Origin of the sequence: Rhodococcus sp. 14-2483-1-2 (assembly GCF_002259405.1) — a bacterium.
Classification (GTDB): domain Bacteria; phylum Actinomycetota; class Actinomycetes; order Mycobacteriales; family Mycobacteriaceae; genus Rhodococcoides.
In genome coordinates this window covers 313059-329549 of record NZ_NPFW01000022.1, presented here as the reverse complement: position 1 = coordinate 329549, position 16491 = coordinate 313059, and the positions used below count along the sequence as shown (strand labels likewise).

Here is a 16491-nt window from a genome sequence, read left to right as displayed (position 1 = left end):
GCTGCCGAACCCGACTAGTCGGGTGAGATCACACGGTGTCCAGCTTGGACGCTGCACCGGCATCGAGGAACCAGACCGTGGATTCGGTGCCCAGCGCGCCGGCCGACGGGACCTCGTCGGAATCGGCCCCGCCCACCGCGGCCGCGACGGCGTCGGCCTTGTTCGCTCCCGAGACGAGCAACCACACGTGCTGTGCGCGGCGAACAGCCGGCAGCGTCAGTGTGATGCGCACCGGCGGGGGCTTGGGGGAGTCCTCGACCGCCACGACGAAGCGGTGCTGTTCGCGCACTGCATCGGTGTGGGGGAAGAGTGAATTGATGTGGCCCTCACCGCCCATTCCGAGGAGATGGACGTCGAATTGGGGCGTCGGGCCACCCTCCGATCCGGAATGCAGGATCTGCGCATACGTTGCCGCGGCCACCTCGGGGTCGCTTCCGTGCGGTCCGTCGGATGCGGCCATCCGGAACACTCGGTCGGGATGGACATCGACGTGATCGAGCAAGGCCTCCGAGGCCTGTACCTCGTTGCGTTCCGGATCGCCCGAGGGCAGGAAGCGCTCGTCGCCGAAGTAGATGTCGACCTTGCCCCAGTCGATCGCGCCGGAGTCCGCGCGCAGCGCCTCCAGCAGCGCGATTCCGGTGCCACCACCGGTCAACACCACCGATGCGAAGCCTCGCTGGGCCTGTGCGGCCGTGACCACGTCGACGAAGCGAGATCGTGCGGCGTCGACCAGGGCCTGTGCGTCCAGGTACTGAAGTACCGTTGTCTTACTCATAGCTCACTTTCGACAGTCCGTGCAGGGCGAGTTCGTAGATCTCGTCCGTGTCGAGTCTGCGCAGTTCCTCGGCGAGGCACTCTCGCGTGTTGCGACGCGCCAGTGCGACTTCGGCGTCGGGTTGACCGGTGCGCCGAAGGGTCGCGGTCTTGCCGGTCTGCGGTCGCGTCAGCGAAATGCTGCTGTTCTCTCTGATCAGCTCCACCTTGAGCTCACCCGCACGGCGGTGGACCGGAACGTCCAGTTTGGCGGCCAACCAACCGGCCAGGATGTCGAGTGCGGGCTCCTCGGCCAGTCCCGACACCGTGGCCGAGACGACAGCCTCGAACGGAGCCTGGTCGAGTGCGGTGGCCAACAGACCGCGCCAGTAGGTGATGCGACTCCAGGAAAGATCGGTGTCGCCCTCGGTGTAGCTGCTGAGCCGACCCTTGATCGTTGCGGTGGTGTCGGGGGAGTTGGTGGCATCGGTGATCCGCCGAATTGCCAAGCGTCCCAGCGGATCCTTCGCCGGAACGGTCGGTGCCTCGTCCGGCCACCACGCCACGATCGGGGTATCGGGCAGCAGGAACGGGATGACCACACTGTGCTCGTGATCGGCGAGTTCGCCGTTCAAGCGCAGCACCACGACCTCCGACGCTCCGGCGTCGCCGCCCACCCGGATCTGTGCGTCGAGGCTCGACTCGGCGGATCGGTCTCCGTGGATGAGCACGATGACGCGGCACGGATGCTCACGGCTCGCTTCGTTGGCTGCGTCGATCGCTCGTTCGGCTTTGGCCGGATCACGGCTGGCGACGATCAGCGTCAGCACCCGACCGATGGTCACCGCACCGCCTGCTTCACGCACCTCCACCAACTTCTTGCCGACCTCGGCCGTCGTCGTGGCGGGGATGTCGACAATCACGGCCTTCTCCATTCGCGTCCGGTGCGGTGCATCATCTCGTCACCCGAGGAAGGCCCCCAGGTACCGGCTTCGTACGGTTCCGCGGTGCCGCCGGAAGCCCAGAATTCCAGAATCGGATCCAGGATCTTCCACGACAGTTCCACTTCGGCATTGACCGGGAACAGCGACGGCTCGCCGAGCAGCACATCGAGGATGAGGCGCTCGTATGCCTCGGGAGAGGACTCGGTGAACGCCTGGCCGTAGCTGAAGTCCATGCTGACGTCGCGCACCTGCATGCTCGATCCCGGCACCTTGGAGCCGAAGCGCATCGTCACGCCCTCGTCGGGCTGGACTCGGATCACCAACGCATTCTGACCGAGTTCTTCGGTCATCGTCGCGTCGAACGGCAGGTGCGGAGCGCGCTTGAACACCATCGCGATCTCGGTGACTCGACGCCCGAGTGCCTTGCCGGTGCGGAGATAGAACGGCACCCCACCCCAGCGCCGCGTATCCACCTCCAGGGTGATGGCGGCGTAGGTCTCGGTGTTCGACTCGGAGTCGAATCCCTCTTCCTCCTTGAGCCCCTTCACTTTCTGACTGCCCTGCCACCCCGCGGAGTACTGACCGCGCGCCGAGGTGCGATCGAGTGGCTCGGCAAGTTTGGTTGCCGAGAGCACCTTGATCTTCTCGGACTGCAACTCCTTGGGGTTGAAGCTGACCGGCTCCTCCATCGCAGTGATGGCGAGAAGCTGCAGAAGGTGGTTCTGGATGACGTCACGGGCGGCACCGATTCCGTCGTAGTACCCGGCGCGACCGCCCAATCCGATGTCCTCGGCCATCGTGATCTGAACGTGGTCGACGTAGTGCGCATTCCAGATCGGATCGAACAGCTGGTTGGCGAAGCGCAGTGCCAGGATGTTCTGCACCGTCTCCTTGCCGAGGTAGTGGTCGATGCGAAACACTGTGTCCTCGGGGAACACTCGGTTCACGACAGCGTTGAGCTCTTTCGCGCTCTGCAGGTCGTGTCCGAACGGCTTCTCGATGACCACGCGTCGCCAATTGCCGTCCTTGCTCTGCGCCAGGCCCGAGCGCGACAACTGCTCGAGGACGACAGGGAAAGCGCTGGGCGGGATGGACAGATAGAAGGCGTGATTACCGCCGGTGCCGCGGGTCTCGTCGAGCTCGGTCAGTGTTCGTGACAGCTCGTCGAACGCCTCGTCGTCGTCGAAGGAGCCCTGGACGAAGCGGAATCCCTCGGCGAGGGTGTTCCACACCTCCTCACTGAACGGTGTTCGCGCGTGATCGCGCACGGAGTCGTGCACGATCTTGGCGAAGTCCTGGTTCTGCCATTCCCGCCGGGCAAATCCGACCAGGGCGAAACCGGGGGGTAGAAGCCCCCGGTTCGCCAGGTCGTACACCGCAGGCATGAGCTTCTTACGCGCGAGATCTCCGGTCACTCCGAAGATGACCATGCTGCACGGGCCCGCGATGCGGGGGAGCCGCTTGTCCCGCGCGTCGCGGAGAGGGTTGAGCCAGTCCGCGGAATGGAGAGGTTCGGTTTCTGCGGTGGGCACAGTCGGTCAGCTCTTCTGACCTGCTTGGCGAAGCTGCTCGCCGGTGGCCTCGAGCAACTCGTTCCAGGCGGCCTCGAACTTCTGGACGCCTTCGTTCTCCAACGTCACGAAGACATCGGTGATGTCGATACCGAGCGCCGAGATGCGGTCGAAGATCTCCTGCGATTCCGGTCCCTTGCCCGAGACGGTGTCGCCGACGATCTCGCCGTGATCGGCAACCGCGTCCATGGTCTTCTCGGGCATCGTGTTCACGGTGTTGGGCGAGACGAGCTCGGTGACGTACATGGTGTCCGGGTAGGCGTCGGACTTGACGCCGGTCGACGCCCACAGCGGCCGCTGAGCGCGCGCGCCACTGCCGACGAGCTCGCGGAACCGAGGAGCGACCTCGAAGATCTGCTGGTACGCCACGTATGCGAGCCGAGCATTGGCCAGAGCGGCCTTGCCCTTGAGCGCCTCGGCGTCGGGGGTGCCGATCGCATCGAGCCGGGAATCGATCTCGCTGTCCACGCGGGAGACGAAGAACGACGCGACCGAGTGGATCTTGTCGAGGTCGTGACCGGCCGCGCGGGCCTTCTCGAGCCCCTCGAGGTACGCGTTCATCACCAGTTCGTAGCGCTCGACGGAGAAGATCAGCGTGACGTTGACGCTGATGCCCTCGCCGATCACCTTGGCGATTGCGGGAATTCCGGCCTCGGTGGCCGGAATCTTGATGAGCAGGTTCGGGCGGTCGACGATCTTCCACAGTTCGACGGCCTGCTCGTAGGTCTTGTCTGCGTCGTGGGCCATGCGGGGATCGACCTCGATCGACACCCGTCCGTCCACGCCTGCACTGGCCTCGTACTGAGGCATCAGGATGTCGCAGGCCTCACGGACGTCGTCCGTGGTGACCGTACGGATCGTGGTCTCGACGTCGGCACCTTCACCGGCGAGCTTGGTCACCTGCTCGGCGTATGCCTCGCCCGAGCTCAGGGCTGCCTGGAAGATCGACGGGTTGGTGGTGACTCCGACGACACTCTTGGTGTCGATCAGGTCCTTCAGGTTGCCCGAGCGGATGCGGTCACGGGACAGGTCGTCCAGCCATACCGAGATTCCGGCGGCGGAGAGCTCTGCGAGATTCTTGTTCTGGGTCATGGATTATCCCTTCACATTGGTGATGGAGCGCTGTGCGGCTGCGGTGACGGCCTCGGCCGTGAAGCCGAACTCGCGGAAAAGTGTTGCAGCATCGGCAGATTCGCCGTAGTGCTCGAGCGAGATGATCTCGCCGAAGCCGCCGACGATCTTCCACCACGGCATAGCGATACCGGCTTCGATCGACACCCGGGCCTTGACGGTGGGCGGGATCACCTGGTCGCGGTAGTTCTGGTCCTGGCTCTCGAACCACTCGACGCACGGCATCGAGACGACGCGGGCGGCGATGCCCTGCGCCTCGAGCTGCTTCTGCGCTTCCACGGCGTACTGCAGCTCCGAACCGGTGCCGATCAGCACGACGTCCGGGGTCGCCTTGGACGACTCGGCGAGGATGTATCCGCCCTTGGAGACGCCCTCGAAGCTGGTGCCCTCGAGAATCGGGATGCCCTGACGCGTCAGCGCGAGGCCGACGGGTCCGCTGCTGCTGGACTTGGCCAGCACTGCCTGCCATGCGAATGCGGTCTCGTTGGCGTCACCGGGGCGTACCACCGAGAGGTTGGGGATGGCCCGCAGCGCGGCGAGGTGCTCGACCGGCTGGTGCGTCGGGCCGTCCTCGCCGAGGCCGATGGAATCGTGTGTCCACACGTAGATGGGGTCGATGTCCATCAACGACGCGAGCCGAACTGCCGGCCGCATGTAGTCGCTGAACTGCATGAACGTTCCGCCGTATGCGCGGGTCGGGCCGTGCATGACGATGCCGGAGAGGATGGCACCCATCGCGTGCTCACGGATGCCGAAGTGCAGCGTGCGGCCGTACGGCTCGGCGTCCCAGTCGTCGGTGGAGATGGACGTGGGGCCGAAGGACTTCGCGCCCTTGATCGTCGTGTTGTTGCTGCCGGCCAGGTCGGCCGAGCCGCCCCACAGCTCCGGGAGGACAGGTCCGACGGCGTTGAGGACCTCGCCCGACGCCGCACGTGTCGCGACGGCCTTGCTGCCGGGCTCCCAGGTGGGCAGAACGTCGGTCCAGTTCTCGGGCAACGTGCCCTGGGTGAGGCGGTCCAGCAGCTTCTTGCGCTCGGGCTCGCGCGCGGCCCAGGCGTCGAATTCGACGCTCCAGTCGGCGTGGGCCTTGCGGCCGCGTTCCTGCAGCTTTCGGGTGTGGCCGATGACCTCGTCGGTGACCTCGAACGTCTTGGCGGGGTCGAAATCGAGTGCCTGCTTGACCTTGGCGATCTCCTCGTCGCCCAGTGCGGCACCGTGGACTGCACCGGTGTTCATCATCGTGGGGGCCGGGAAACCGATGATGGTGCGCAGCACGATGATCGACGGCTTGTCGGTGACGGCCTTGGCAGCCTCGACGGCCTCTTCGATCGCCGTGACGTTCTCGCCGCCCTCGACCACCTGGACGTGCCAGCCGTAGGCCTCGTAGCGCGCGGCCGTGTTCTCGGAGAGGGCGATGTCGGTGGAGTGCTCGATCGAGATCTTGTTGTCGTCGTAGAACAGGATCAGGTTGCCGAGCTGCTGAGTACCGGCCAGCGACGACGCCTCGGACGTGACGCCTTCTTCGATGTCTCCGTCGGAGGCGATCACGTAGATGAAGTGGTCGAACGGACTTTCACCGAGAGCGGGCTCGGGATCGAACAGGCCACGCTCGCGGCGGGCCGCCATGGCCATGCCCACGGCGGACGCGAGTCCCTGGCCGAGCGGTCCGGTGGTGATCTCGACGCCGTCGGTGTGACGGAACTCCGGGTGTCCGGGAGTCTTCGACTTGTAGGTGCGCAGTGCCTCGATGTCGGCGAGCTCGAGTCCGAAGCCGCCCAAGTAGAGCTGCAGGTAGAGGGTCAGGCTCGAGTGCCCGCACGAGAGCACGAACCGGTCGCGGCCGATCCAGTGCGTGTCGGTGGGATCGTGGCGCATGGTGCGCTGAAAGAGGGTGTAGGCGAGGGGAGCCAGGCTCATCGCGGTTCCGGGGTGGCCGTTGCCGACCTTCTGCACTGCGTCCGCTGCCAGAACACGAACGGTGTCGACCGCTCGGGTGTCCAGGTCCGTCCAGTCGCTCGGGTGGTGCGCCGTGGTGAGGACGTCAATATCGTCTGTGATCGACACGAGCAGAAATCTCCTGACATTCGTTCGAGTTGTGGCTCCGAGGAATCGTCGCTCGGCGGCCACTGCGATGCGCCTGGGTGGAGCACGCACGCAGTCGGTGCCGAAGGACGTCCTTCACCAGCCTAGTTCTGTCCGACCCTACTGTCGTGCCTTCCCCCGGGCGATTGCGCACGGGTTACTCGTAGGCGACATATTCCTCACTTTGGGTGCCCTGCGAATTGGAGGTGCAAACCCAGCCGTCTACCATCGGTCGTAGTAGGCGCACGTTCGTCGGCTTCCGCGGTGGTGGATGAGGATGACTTCGTGCGCCCAGGTGCCGAAGTGTCGCCGTGGAGAGTCAACGCGTGCCGGAGGCATGCGAGCAAGTGGCCGAGCGCCAGAGAACGACAGTCGTGCGAGGAGACGCAGTGCGAATTGGGCAGCAGCCGGGCGGACACGGTTTCGCCGGCGGCCCCGGATTCGGAGCAGACGACAAGGGTGAGCCCACGCAGGCCGAGCCGGAGACGTCCGCCCCGCGCAGAGCGCTCGCACTCCTACTTGCGTACGTCGCGCTCACGAAGCCCCGGGTCATCGAACTCCTTCTCGTCACGACCATTCCGGCGATGCTTCTGGCCGACCGAGGAAACGTCGATCCGTGGCTGATCCTCACCACACTCTTCGGTGGAATGCTGGCCGCGGCCAGCGCCAACACGTTGAACATGGTGGTCGACGCAGACATCGACAAGGTGATGAAGCGCACCGAGAAGCGTCCGCTCGCCCGCGGTGCCATGCCCGTCTCGCACGCCCTGATCTTCGGTCTCGTCCTGGGTGTGTTCTCGTTCTTCTGGCTGTGGGCCACCACCAATCTGCTCAGCGGTGTGCTCGCCGTCGTGACGATCTGCTTCTACATCTTCGTCTACACACTCGTGCTCAAGAGGCGCACATCCCAGAACGTGGTGTGGGGTGGCGCGGCCGGATGTATGCCGGTGATGATCGGTTGGTCCGCCGTGACCGGCACGATCGGGTGGCAGGCACTGGTGATGTTCCTGGTGATCTTCCTGTGGACGCCGCCGCACACCTGGGCGCTCATGCTCCGATACAAGGAGGACTACCAGGCGGCCAACGTGCCGATGCTGCCTGCTGTCGCCTCGGAAACGAAGGTCACCAAGCACATCGTGCTCTACGCGTGGGCCACCGTTGCCGCAACGCTCGCCTTGGCGCCGGGCTCGGGCATCATCTACGCAGCCGTCGCCGTGGCCTCGGGAGTGTGGTTCCTCGTGGTGGCCCACCGTCTGTACGCAGGCGTGCGAGCGGGAACACCGGTCAAGCCGCTCAAGTTGTTCATTCTTTCCAACGAATACCTGGCCCTGGTGTTCTGCGGCTTGGCCGTCGACTCCGTTGTCGGCTGGCAGACGCTCGCCCAGCTGCTCTCCTGAACGAGCGTCCACCCGACGTATCGGTCAGGGAACGAGCACGATCGACCCTGTCGTCCTGCGTGACTCCAGATCGGTATGTGCGGTGGCTGCGTCCTCGAGCGCGTATCGCGCGCCGATCTCGACCGTCAGAGCACCACTCGACATCGCATCGAACACGTCTCCGGCGCGCCATTCCAGTTCGGCGCGGTCTCGGATGTGATGGGCGAGCGTGGGTCGGGTCAGGAACAGTGATCCTGCGCCGTTCAGACGCTGCGGATCCATGGGCGGGACCGGACCGCTCGCGGCACCGAACAGAGCCAGAGTCCCTCTGATCCGAAGCGACGCGAGACTTGCCTCGAACGTGTCGGCACCGACGCCGTCGTACACCGCATGCACACCCTCGCCGTCGGTGATCTCACGCACGCGCGCGGCGATGTCTTCCTCGTATCGCACCACGTGGGCTGCACCGACCTGTGTCGACCGCTCGGCCTTGGCATCCGTGGAGACCGTGGTGATCACGTTCACGCCCTTCGCCACCGCCATCTGCGTCAACAACAGTCCGACGCCACCAGCGCCTGCATGTACCAGCACGGTGTCGCCCCGCTGAGCTGGATAGGTGGACTCGATCAGGTAGTGCGCCGTCATGCCTTGGAGCAGCGCCGATGCAGCCTGATCGGCAGGTACGCCGTCGGGAACCGCGATGGCCGAGGAGGCGTCGACCAGGACGTGTTCGGCGTAGCTACCCGGTGCTGCAGCCCAGGCGACGCGATGTCCCGGTGCAAATTCGGTGACGTTCGCTCCGACCTGTTCGATCACCCCTGATCCCTCGTCGCCCGGAACGTACGGCAGCGCGCGCGGATACAGTCCACGCCGAAAGTACGTGTCGATGTAGTTGATGCCGATGGCGTCGATCCGGACGAGGAGTTGCCCGGGTCCTGGAGTCGGTATCGGAATGTCGACGACGTTCATGACCTCGGGTCCGCCGGTGTTGTCTATTCGAATGGCACGCATGAACACCGTTCTACACGGGTGCATCGCACCCGCGTGCTCGGATCGGGTCCGTTCACTCACGCGGCCGAAGTTACCGATCAGTAACGACTCGACGGGTGGATGCGGGCATCGCGATCGACCTCGGTATCGTGTCGGCATGGCTACCGAAATCGACAGTGCGGGCATCGAGAAGAACGAGTCGAACGAGGTTCCCAAGGGAACGCTCGCGGCAGTGAAGAGCTTTCTCGCCGACCACGGCAACTCTGCCAATGTGGTCATTCAGCCGATCGGTCGGGCCGGGACTCGGCTCACCATGGTCGGCGCGGACGGCGTACTGGGGGACCAGGTGGTCGCGACGACCGCCATCGCCCGCGCGATCGTCGACGGTCTGGACCAGTTGACCGAGGCCGAATGGGACCGTGAGCTGGTCAGTTCGGTCAATCCGGCACCCGGACACCACGAGAAGATGGCCGGGTGGGTGGCCAACCAGAAGAAGTTCCCGAAGGCGCGCAACCAGGCGATCGTCTGAGCGGAGAACAGTCGCAAAACTTGTTCGATTCGGCGGGAACCATCTCGGCACCCGGTGCGTCGAAGTCAGTGGAGGGGCAGTCGGCCATCTGAGGGGGAGGTCGGCTGTCCCTCCACCCTGTTCGAAGCCGGGCCGATCGTCACGAGCGAACTGCGACGTCCTCGGTGGTCTCGATCTCCTCGGTTGCGGCCGGGCCGCGGGTTCGGCAGGCCGCCCAGACAGCCGCGGTGGCGGCGGTACATGCGCCCGCACCGGCCACGTGGAAGGCGACGAGTACGGCCGGAACGCCGGTGAAGTACTGAACGAGTCCGATCAGGGACTGTGCGAGTACCAGGGCGATCAGGATGTTGAGTCGAAACGTGACCGCCTTCGGTGCACGCACCGCGTACAGGGCGAATGCCAATCCGACGAGCAGGGCCAGGTAGCCGACCAAGAACTGGGAGTGTGCGTGGACCAGCGTCACGATCTCGATACCGAGGCGCGGCACCGGTTCTTCGATGCTCTTGTCGCCTGCATGCGGGCCGGCCCCGGTCACCATGGTGCCCGCGATCAGCACGCCCGTCAGTGCGATCCCGGACAATCCCGTCAGCGCGCGCAGTGCGCCGGGCACCGTGGGCGTCGACCCCGACGGCGCATCGCTCTCGCCCACCTTGGCGTACAGCAGTGTGGCCAGCCAGACCATCGCCATCGACACGACGAGGTGAACGGCGACCGTCCACCACAGCAGTCCGGTCAGCACCGTGAATCCGCCGATGACGGCCTGCACGACGGTACCGAGTGGCATCAGCCAGGCGAAGAACAGCACTTCGCGACGTCGCCGCGCCCTGGTGACGGCGATGACGACGGCGGCGGCAGCGAGGACGACCACGAACGTGAGCAGGCGATTGCCGAACTCGACAGCCTGATGCAGTATCGGTACCTCGGACACGCCGACGGGAGTGAAGCTACCGGGGAAGCATTGCGGCCACGTGGGGCAACCGAGACCCGACCCGGTGACGCGAACGACGGCACCGGTGACCGCGATGCCACCCTGCGTCAGGATCGCGATGAATGCCAGTACCCGCTGCACTCGAAGCGAGGGCAAGGGCAAGAGGTCGACGACGCGCAAGAACGCTCTGTACAGCACCCCACGATGGTAAACGCCGATCAACTACACAGCGTCGTTGGGTAGCGAGCGTTGCTCAGGTGAACTTGAACGTGCGGACGGCGAGAGTGCTGCACACCGCTGCCCACGCCAGCAGTACGACCACGCCGAAGATGTCGAAGGACGAGGACACACCTCTGCTCAGTGCCTCGCCCAGCGCGCCGGACGGAACGATGCGTGCGACGTTCTGCAGTCCCTGGGGGATCTGGTCGTCCACGAACACCGCGCTGCCGATGCCCAGCATCACGAACCAGGCGATGTTCGCCAGCGCCAGCACGATCTCGGCGCGCAGGGTGCCGCCGAGCAGCAGTCCCATCGAGGCGAAGGTGACGGTTCCCAGAGCGATGATGACGGCACCGAGCAACAGACCCGTCGCGCTCGGGCGCCATCCCAGAACGACGCCGATCGAGCCGAGCAGCACCGACTGCAGAATCACCACGATCACCACGGCGGCGGATTTGCCGCCGATGATGCCCCACCGTGGAAGTGGTGTCGCCCCGAGCCTCTTGAGAGCGCCGTAGCGGCGATCGAAGCCGACGGCGATCGCCTGGCCGGTGAACGCCGTCGACATGATGGCCACCATCATCACGGCCGGGACCACTCGGGCAACTCGATCGGTACCGAGTTCGCCGAAGGGCAGCAGGGTCAATCCGACCAGCAATGTGATCGGGATGAACATCGTCAGCAGCAACTGTTCACCGTTGCGCAGCAACAACTTCAGTTCGAGGCGGGTCTGCGCGAGCAGCATGCGCGCAGCCGACGCGGGCTGTGGGCGAGGCGCGAACAGACCTGTCTCGAATCGGTTGTCGGCGAGCCGGGCTTCTCTGCGCACGGTCACTTCCTCAACTCTCTGCCGGTCAGCTCGAGGAACACGTCCTCGAGGCGGCGCTGGTCGACCTGCAACTCGGTGGCCAACACGTCCTGCTGTGCACACCAGGACGTGACGATCACCAGAATCTGCGGCTCGATCACGCCGGAGACCACATACGAACCGGGCGTCGGTTCCGACGGTACGTAACCCGGTGGAAGAGCCGCGTCGAGCATGGACAATTCGAGTCCGGGGGGTGCGGTGAAGCGAAGCTGGCCCTCGGCACCCTGCTTGGTCAGTTCCGACGGTGTACCCGAGGCGACGACGCGGCCGTTGTCGATGATCGTCAGCCGGTCGGCGAGCTGCTCGGCCTCGTCCATGAGATGCGTCGTGAGCAGTACTCCGACACCGTCACGGCGCAGGGCGTCGATCAACTCCCACACCAGCAACCGAGCCTGGGCGTCGAGCCCGGCCGTCGGTTCGTCGAGGAACACCAGTTCGGGCCGTCCGACGATGGCGCAGGCCAGAGCCAGCCGCTGCTGCTGCCCGCCGGAGAGCCGCCGGTACGGGGTGCGAACGGCCGAGGTCAGGCCGAGGCAGTCGAGCAACCATGCGGGATCGAGTGGGTCGGCCGAGTACGAGGCGACGAGTTGGAGCATCTCCCCGGCTTTGGAACCGGGGTACGCGCCTCCGCCCTGGAGCATGACGCCGATGCGTGGCCGCAGCTGCGCCGATTGTGCGACGGGGTCCAAGCCGAGGACCCGGACCGAGCCGCTGTCGGGTACGACGAATCCCTCGCACATCTCGACAGTGGTGGTTTTTCCGGCACCGTTGGGGCCCAGCAGCGCGAGAACCTCGCCGGGGCCGATGTTCAGGCTCAACCCGTCGACGGCACTGACACCGTCGTACGACTTGCGTACGTCGGTCAGCTGTACGACAGGTTGCGCCGCGTCGGACGTCCCGGAGATCACGAGGACTCAGCGTATTCGTCGGTGTTGCGGTCGCGTGCCGGTGGTCCGGTGCGGGTGGGCCACGGCATCCGGTTTCGCGTGAACAGGTAGAGCAACGCGATCGTCAGGATGGTCATGACTGCGGCCTGCACGATCTGGAACGGCTGGTATTCACTGCCGTTCGGCATGAGGATCACGCTCACCAACGACGAGAAGGCAATGGCAGGACGCCGGAACGAGGGAGTCGTGGCCCACGCGGCCAGCGGAATCACCGCCCACAGCAGGTACCAGGGCTGCACCACAGGGAACAACAGGACGACGGCACCGAGCGCGACGCCGAGTGCGCCGACCGGATGCAGGCGGCCGCGCAGAACGGCGATCAGCATGCGGACGACGATGATTCCCGCGACGACGGCAGCGATCGGGCGAGTGAGACCCAACACAGCGGTGGTGTGGTCGCCGAGACCCAGCAGCACACCGACGAATCCGGTACCGAGACCGAGGATCGTGGGAATCGACATCCAGCTGCGCACCACTCCCGCGGTCCCCAGAGTGTTGATCCAGCCGAAGCCCAGCCCGCTACCCAAGCTCACGGCGACCTGGACCACGACGGCGATCGAGCCGAGCAACAGTGCCGCGTACATCACGGATCTGAGGGTCCCGCCCCACCGCCTCGACAGTGCCATCCCCACGAAGCCGAGCGCGATGAGCGAGGGAATCTTGATCGCAGACGACAGCGCGATCAGGCCGGCACCGCCGACGAGGAATGCAATATCGGTGCTGCGCAGGGGACCCGCGCGCTCGATCGCGCGAAGGGCCAGTTCGGTACCGGCCAGCATGAGCCCGATCATCAGGGCCTCGTTGTGGATACCGGCGACCAGGTGGAACAGCAGCAGCGGGTTGGCGGCACCGAGCCACAGTGCCGTGACCGACGCGACCCCACAGCGTCGGGCGAGACGTGGCAGCGACCAGACGATCAGCGCTACGCCCACCAGCGCGAGCAGGCGATGGAGGAAGATGCCTGCGACGATGTTCTCACCGGTCAAGTACGTGATTCCACGCCCCATCCACAGGAACAGCGGACCGTAGGGTGCCGGGGTCTCCCGCCAGATGTTGGGAACCGTTCGGGTCAGCACGTTGTCGGCCCCGAGTGCATCGACCGGACCGACCTCGTACGGGTCGAGTCCGCGAGCGGTGATCTCGCTCTGGGCGAGGTACGAGTAGACATCGCGCGAGAACATCGGCGGTGCCACACTCAACGGCAGGATCCACAGCAGCAGTGTGCGGTCCATCTGCGAACGAGTGAGCCGGCGTGGGGTGGTTCCCGATCGTGTGCGTCCCAACGCAAATCTTCCCAACAGCAACCACGCGAGCACCACGATGACGGTTCCGGTCATCGTGACTGTCAGTGCGGTCGTTGCCATCCGGGACGGCAGGCTCAGGAGTCGGACGCCTGCGATCGGGTTCTGCAGTACCGGCTGCGCGCCTGCGCCGAGCGCTCCGATCGCCATCAGTAGTGCGCCCGCGGCACCGAAACGTCGGATGTTCCTGAGCTGGTTCGTCTCCGTGGGATTGAGACCCGGCGCCTCCTGCTCGTCTCCGTGCAAGGTGGCGACTGCTCCGCCCGGGGGCGTCGGCTCGAGGCCGATGACTCGGCGTGCGGGGGTCAGGACGAACCTGTGGACGAGCGCAGCCGATCCGGACTTCGGGGTGCCGGGCGCCGGGAGAGACTCGGAACCCCTCGCGGAAGGTGAGCTCTCGGAACTGGGCTCACTGTCGGTCGATGGCACAGTGGGAGCGTAGCGGGGCACTCGCACGCGGCCTGCACCGTGCTCCACCGGACCACCTGGGCATCGGCCACCGTGCTGGGTGAGCGACCTGCAAAGGGCACCCTTGCTGGACCGGGTACTGCAATTCCGTCACACTGGTGTTGTGAAAACAACCGAGAGCTCGCTCGTGCGTCCGGGAAGTGTCGAGTCGTCGGCCACCGGCGCAGGCGTTTCGTCGGTGCGACCCACGTCGGCCCCCGAGGGGCAGACGCGGAGCGCTGTGGTCACTCTGCTCCTCGAAGAGGGCCCCATCACCGCCTCCGACATCGGTACTCGACTGGGATTGAGCGCGGCAGGTGTTCGACGTCACCTCGACGCACTCATCGACGCGGGCGAGGCCCGCATCACCACTCCCGCGGGTGCTCGGCAACGGGGCCGGGGTCGACCGGCGAAGCATTTCCAGCTGACTGCAGCCGGACGCAATCGTCTCGGCCACACCTACGACGATCTCGCCGGTGCCGCCATGCGGCAGCTGCGCAAGATCGGTGGAGACGCGGCCATCGAGACGTTCGCGCGGCAACGGGTCAACACCATCGTGGCCGACGTGGAGCCGGCGACGGGATCCGATGCGCATGCCGTGGAGGACGCCGCCGACCGAATCGCCGACGCGTTCAGCGCGGCCGGTTTCTCCGCCACCACCCGTCAGGTGGGCAACGGTGTGCAGATCTGCCAGCACCACTGCCCGGTGTCGCACGTCGCCTCCGAGTTTCCGGAGCTGTGCGAGGCCGAGCAGACCGCGTTCGCCGAGATCCTCGGCACGCACGTGCAGCGTTTGGCGACCATCGCCAACGGCAATTGCGCATGCACGACGCACGTACCGCTGTCACCGACGCGGTACTCGAACACCGATAGTTCCGACAAGAAGACTCCCGACGCGCAGCCCCGCGTCGGAGAACGCCCACGCCTCCGGAAGGAGCCCGCATGACCGTCACACCAGACCAGGTGACACCCACCGCGCCGCTGACCCAGGACGAGACCATCGCCTCGCTCGGCACCTACGGATACGGCTGGGCCGACTCGGACGTAGCCGGTGAAAGTGCCAAGCGCGGTCTTTCCGAGGCCGTCGTCCGGGACATCTCGCAGAAGAAGAGCGAGCCCGAGTGGATGCTCGAGGCGCGCCTCAAGGCTCTCAAGACCTTCGAGCGCAAGCCGATGCCGAACTGGGGTTCCAACCTCGACGGCATCGACTTCGACAACATCAAGTACTTCGTGCGGTCCAGCGAGAAGCAGGCTGCCACGTGGGAAGACCTGCCGGAAGACATCAAGAACACGTACGACAAGCTCGGCATCCCCGAGGCGGAGAAGCAGCGCCTCGTCTCCGGTGTCGCTGCCCAGTACGAGTCCGAGGTGGTCTACCACTCGATCCGTGAGGACCTCGAGGCTCAGGGAGTGTTGTTCCTCGACACCGACACCGCCCTCAAGGAGCAGCCGGAGCTGTTCCGCGAGTACTTCGGCACCGTCATCCCCGCGGGCGACAACAAGTTCTCCGCACTGAACACCGCGGTGTGGTCCGGTGGATCCTTCATCTACATCCCGCCGGGCGTCCATGTGGACATCCCGCTGCAGGCCTACTTCCGGATCAACACCGAGAACATGGGCCAGTTCGAGCGCACGCTGATCATCGTCGACGAGGGTGCATACGTGCACTACGTCGAGGGTTGCACCGCGCCGATCTACAAGTCGGATTCGCTGCACTCCGCCGTGGTCGAGATCATCGTCAAGAAGGGTGGTCGTTGCCGCTACACGACCATCCAGAACTGGTCGAACAACGTCTACAACCTCGTCACCAAGCGTGCCAAGGCCGAGGCAGGCGCAACGATGGAGTGGGTCGACGGCAACATCGGCTCCAAGGTCACCATGAAGTACCCCGCTGTCTGGATGACCGGTGAGTACGCCAAGGGTGAGGTTCTGTCGGTCGCGTTCGCAGGCCCGGACCAGCACCAGGACACCGGCTCGAAGATGTTGCACCTGGCACCGCACACGTCCTCGAACATCGTCAGCAAGTCCGTCGCTCGCGGCGGTGGCCGGACGTCGTACCGCGGTCTGATCCAGATCAACAAGGGTGCGCACGGCTCGCGTTCGACGGTCAAGTGCGACGCGTTGCTCGTCGACACGATCAGTCGTTCCGACACGTACCCGTACGTCGACATCCGCGAGGACGACGTGTCGATGGGCCACGAGGCCACCGTCTCGAAGGTCAGCGACGATCAGTTGTTCTACCTGATGAGCCGTGGCATGACCGAGGACGAGGCCATGGCAATGGTCGTCCGTGGCTTCGTCGAGCCGATCGCTCGCGAACTGCCGATGGAATACGCGCTCGAGCTCAACCGGCTCATCGAGCTGCAGATGGAAGGGTCGGTCGGATAAGTGAACAACCCCCTCAC

The 16491-nt window shown here is 65.5% G+C and carries 14 protein-coding genes; 4 read left to right on the top strand and 10 right to left on the bottom strand.

The window, feature by feature from the left end; genetic code table 11:
- Positions 1-28: 28 nt before the first annotated feature.
- From pgl to tkt, 5 genes are read right to left on the bottom strand one after another with little or no spacing between them, the layout of a single operon-like run.
- Positions 29-775, bottom strand: coding sequence for a 6-phosphogluconolactonase (gene pgl, locus CH295_RS22510; RefSeq protein WP_037189376.1), 747 nt, complete (start codon positions 773-775; stop codon positions 29-31).
- The gene (gene opcA / locus CH295_RS22505; RefSeq protein ID WP_170946023.1) at positions 768-1676 is read right to left on the bottom strand and encodes a glucose-6-phosphate dehydrogenase assembly protein OpcA; all 909 of its coding nucleotides are present in this window, start codon (positions 1674-1676) and stop codon (positions 768-770) included. Before opcA ends, pgl begins: the two co-directional genes overlap by 8 nt.
- On the bottom strand, positions 1673-3229 hold the full coding sequence (zwf, locus tag CH295_RS22500; RefSeq protein WP_037189374.1) for a glucose-6-phosphate dehydrogenase: 1557 nt from the start codon (positions 3227-3229) through the stop codon (positions 1673-1675). The genes opcA and zwf overlap by 4 nt, the downstream gene beginning before the upstream one ends.
- A 6-nt stretch (positions 3230-3235) precedes the next feature.
- Positions 3236-4360: a transaldolase gene (gene tal / locus CH295_RS22495; protein ID WP_094741967.1), complete on the bottom strand. Its 1125-nt coding sequence runs from the start codon at positions 4358-4360 to the stop codon at positions 3236-3238.
- A 3-nt stretch (positions 4361-4363) separates the two neighbouring features.
- A complete protein-coding gene (gene tkt, locus CH295_RS22490; RefSeq protein ID WP_037190044.1) occupies positions 4364-6463 on the bottom strand; it encodes a transketolase in 2100 nt (699 codons plus the stop codon).
- A gap of 407 nt (positions 6464-6870) precedes the next feature.
- On the opposite strand from tkt, the gene CH295_RS22485 reads away from it, so the two are divergent.
- A complete protein-coding gene (locus CH295_RS22485; protein WP_037189372.1) occupies positions 6871-7878 on the top strand; it encodes a heme o synthase in 1008 nt (335 codons plus the stop codon).
- 24 nt (positions 7879-7902) lie between these two features.
- On the opposite strand, the gene CH295_RS22480 is transcribed toward CH295_RS22485, so the two are convergent.
- Entirely contained in the window at positions 7903-8868 is a 966-nt protein-coding gene (locus CH295_RS22480; RefSeq protein ID WP_094742186.1) for a quinone oxidoreductase family protein, read from the bottom strand.
- Between the two features lie 136 nt (positions 8869-9004).
- Here CH295_RS22480 and CH295_RS22475 point away from each other — a divergent pair, with 136 nt between their 5' ends.
- Positions 9005-9376, top strand: coding sequence for a hypothetical protein (locus CH295_RS22475; protein WP_037189371.1), 372 nt, complete (start codon positions 9005-9007; stop codon positions 9374-9376).
- Positions 9377-9515: 139 nt separating this feature from the next.
- Here the strand turns inward: CH295_RS22475 and CH295_RS22470 are convergent, their stop codons facing one another.
- The 4 genes from CH295_RS22470 to mptB are packed head-to-tail and all read right to left on the bottom strand — an operon-like array spanning position 9516 to position 13948.
- A complete protein-coding gene (locus CH295_RS22470; protein WP_094634375.1) occupies positions 9516-10502 on the bottom strand; it encodes a COX15/CtaA family protein in 987 nt (328 codons plus the stop codon).
- A gap of 55 nt (positions 10503-10557) precedes the next feature.
- Entirely contained in the window at positions 10558-11358 is an 801-nt protein-coding gene (locus CH295_RS22465; protein ID WP_094741966.1) for an ABC transporter permease, read from the bottom strand.
- Positions 11355-12299 (bottom strand): ABC transporter ATP-binding protein, encoded by a 945-nt coding sequence (locus CH295_RS22460; protein ID WP_032398020.1) that lies wholly within the window; start codon positions 12297-12299, stop codon positions 11355-11357. The genes CH295_RS22465 and CH295_RS22460 overlap by 4 nt, the downstream gene beginning before the upstream one ends.
- Complete coding sequence (gene mptB / locus CH295_RS22455) at positions 12296-13948, bottom strand: polyprenol phosphomannose-dependent alpha 1,6 mannosyltransferase MptB (RefSeq protein WP_094634589.1); 1653 nt, start codon at positions 13946-13948, stop codon at positions 12296-12298. Before mptB ends, CH295_RS22460 begins: the two co-directional genes overlap by 4 nt.
- 337 nt (positions 13949-14285) lie before the next feature.
- Here mptB and CH295_RS22450 point away from each other — a divergent pair, with 337 nt between their 5' ends.
- On the top strand, positions 14286-15032 hold the full coding sequence (locus tag CH295_RS22450; RefSeq protein WP_317810418.1) for a helix-turn-helix transcriptional regulator: 747 nt from the start codon (positions 14286-14288) through the stop codon (positions 15030-15032).
- Positions 15029-16474: a Fe-S cluster assembly protein SufB gene (gene sufB, locus CH295_RS22445; RefSeq protein ID WP_032377835.1), complete on the top strand. Its 1446-nt coding sequence runs from the start codon at positions 15029-15031 to the stop codon at positions 16472-16474. Before CH295_RS22450 ends, sufB begins: the two co-directional genes overlap by 4 nt.
- The last annotated feature ends 17 nt before the right edge of the window (positions 16475-16491 follow it).

Excerpts from the sequence above, each read along its gene's own strand:
- pgl (WP_037189376.1), bottom strand. The coding sequence starts at position 775 with ATGAGTAAGACAACGGTACTTCAGTACCTGGACGCACAGGCCCTGGTC.
- tal (WP_094741967.1), bottom strand. The coding sequence starts at position 4,360 with ATGACCCAGAACAAGAATCTCGCAGAGCTCTCCGCCGCCGGAATCTCG.
- CH295_RS22480 (WP_094742186.1), bottom strand. The coding sequence starts at position 8,868 with ATGCGTGCCATTCGAATAGACAACACCGGCGGACCCGAGGTCATGAAC.
- CH295_RS22475 (WP_037189371.1), top strand. The coding sequence starts at position 9,005 with ATGGCTACCGAAATCGACAGTGCGGGCATCGAGAAGAACGAGTCGAAC.
- sufB (WP_032377835.1), top strand. The coding sequence starts at position 15,029 with ATGACCGTCACACCAGACCAGGTGACACCCACCGCGCCGCTGACCCAG.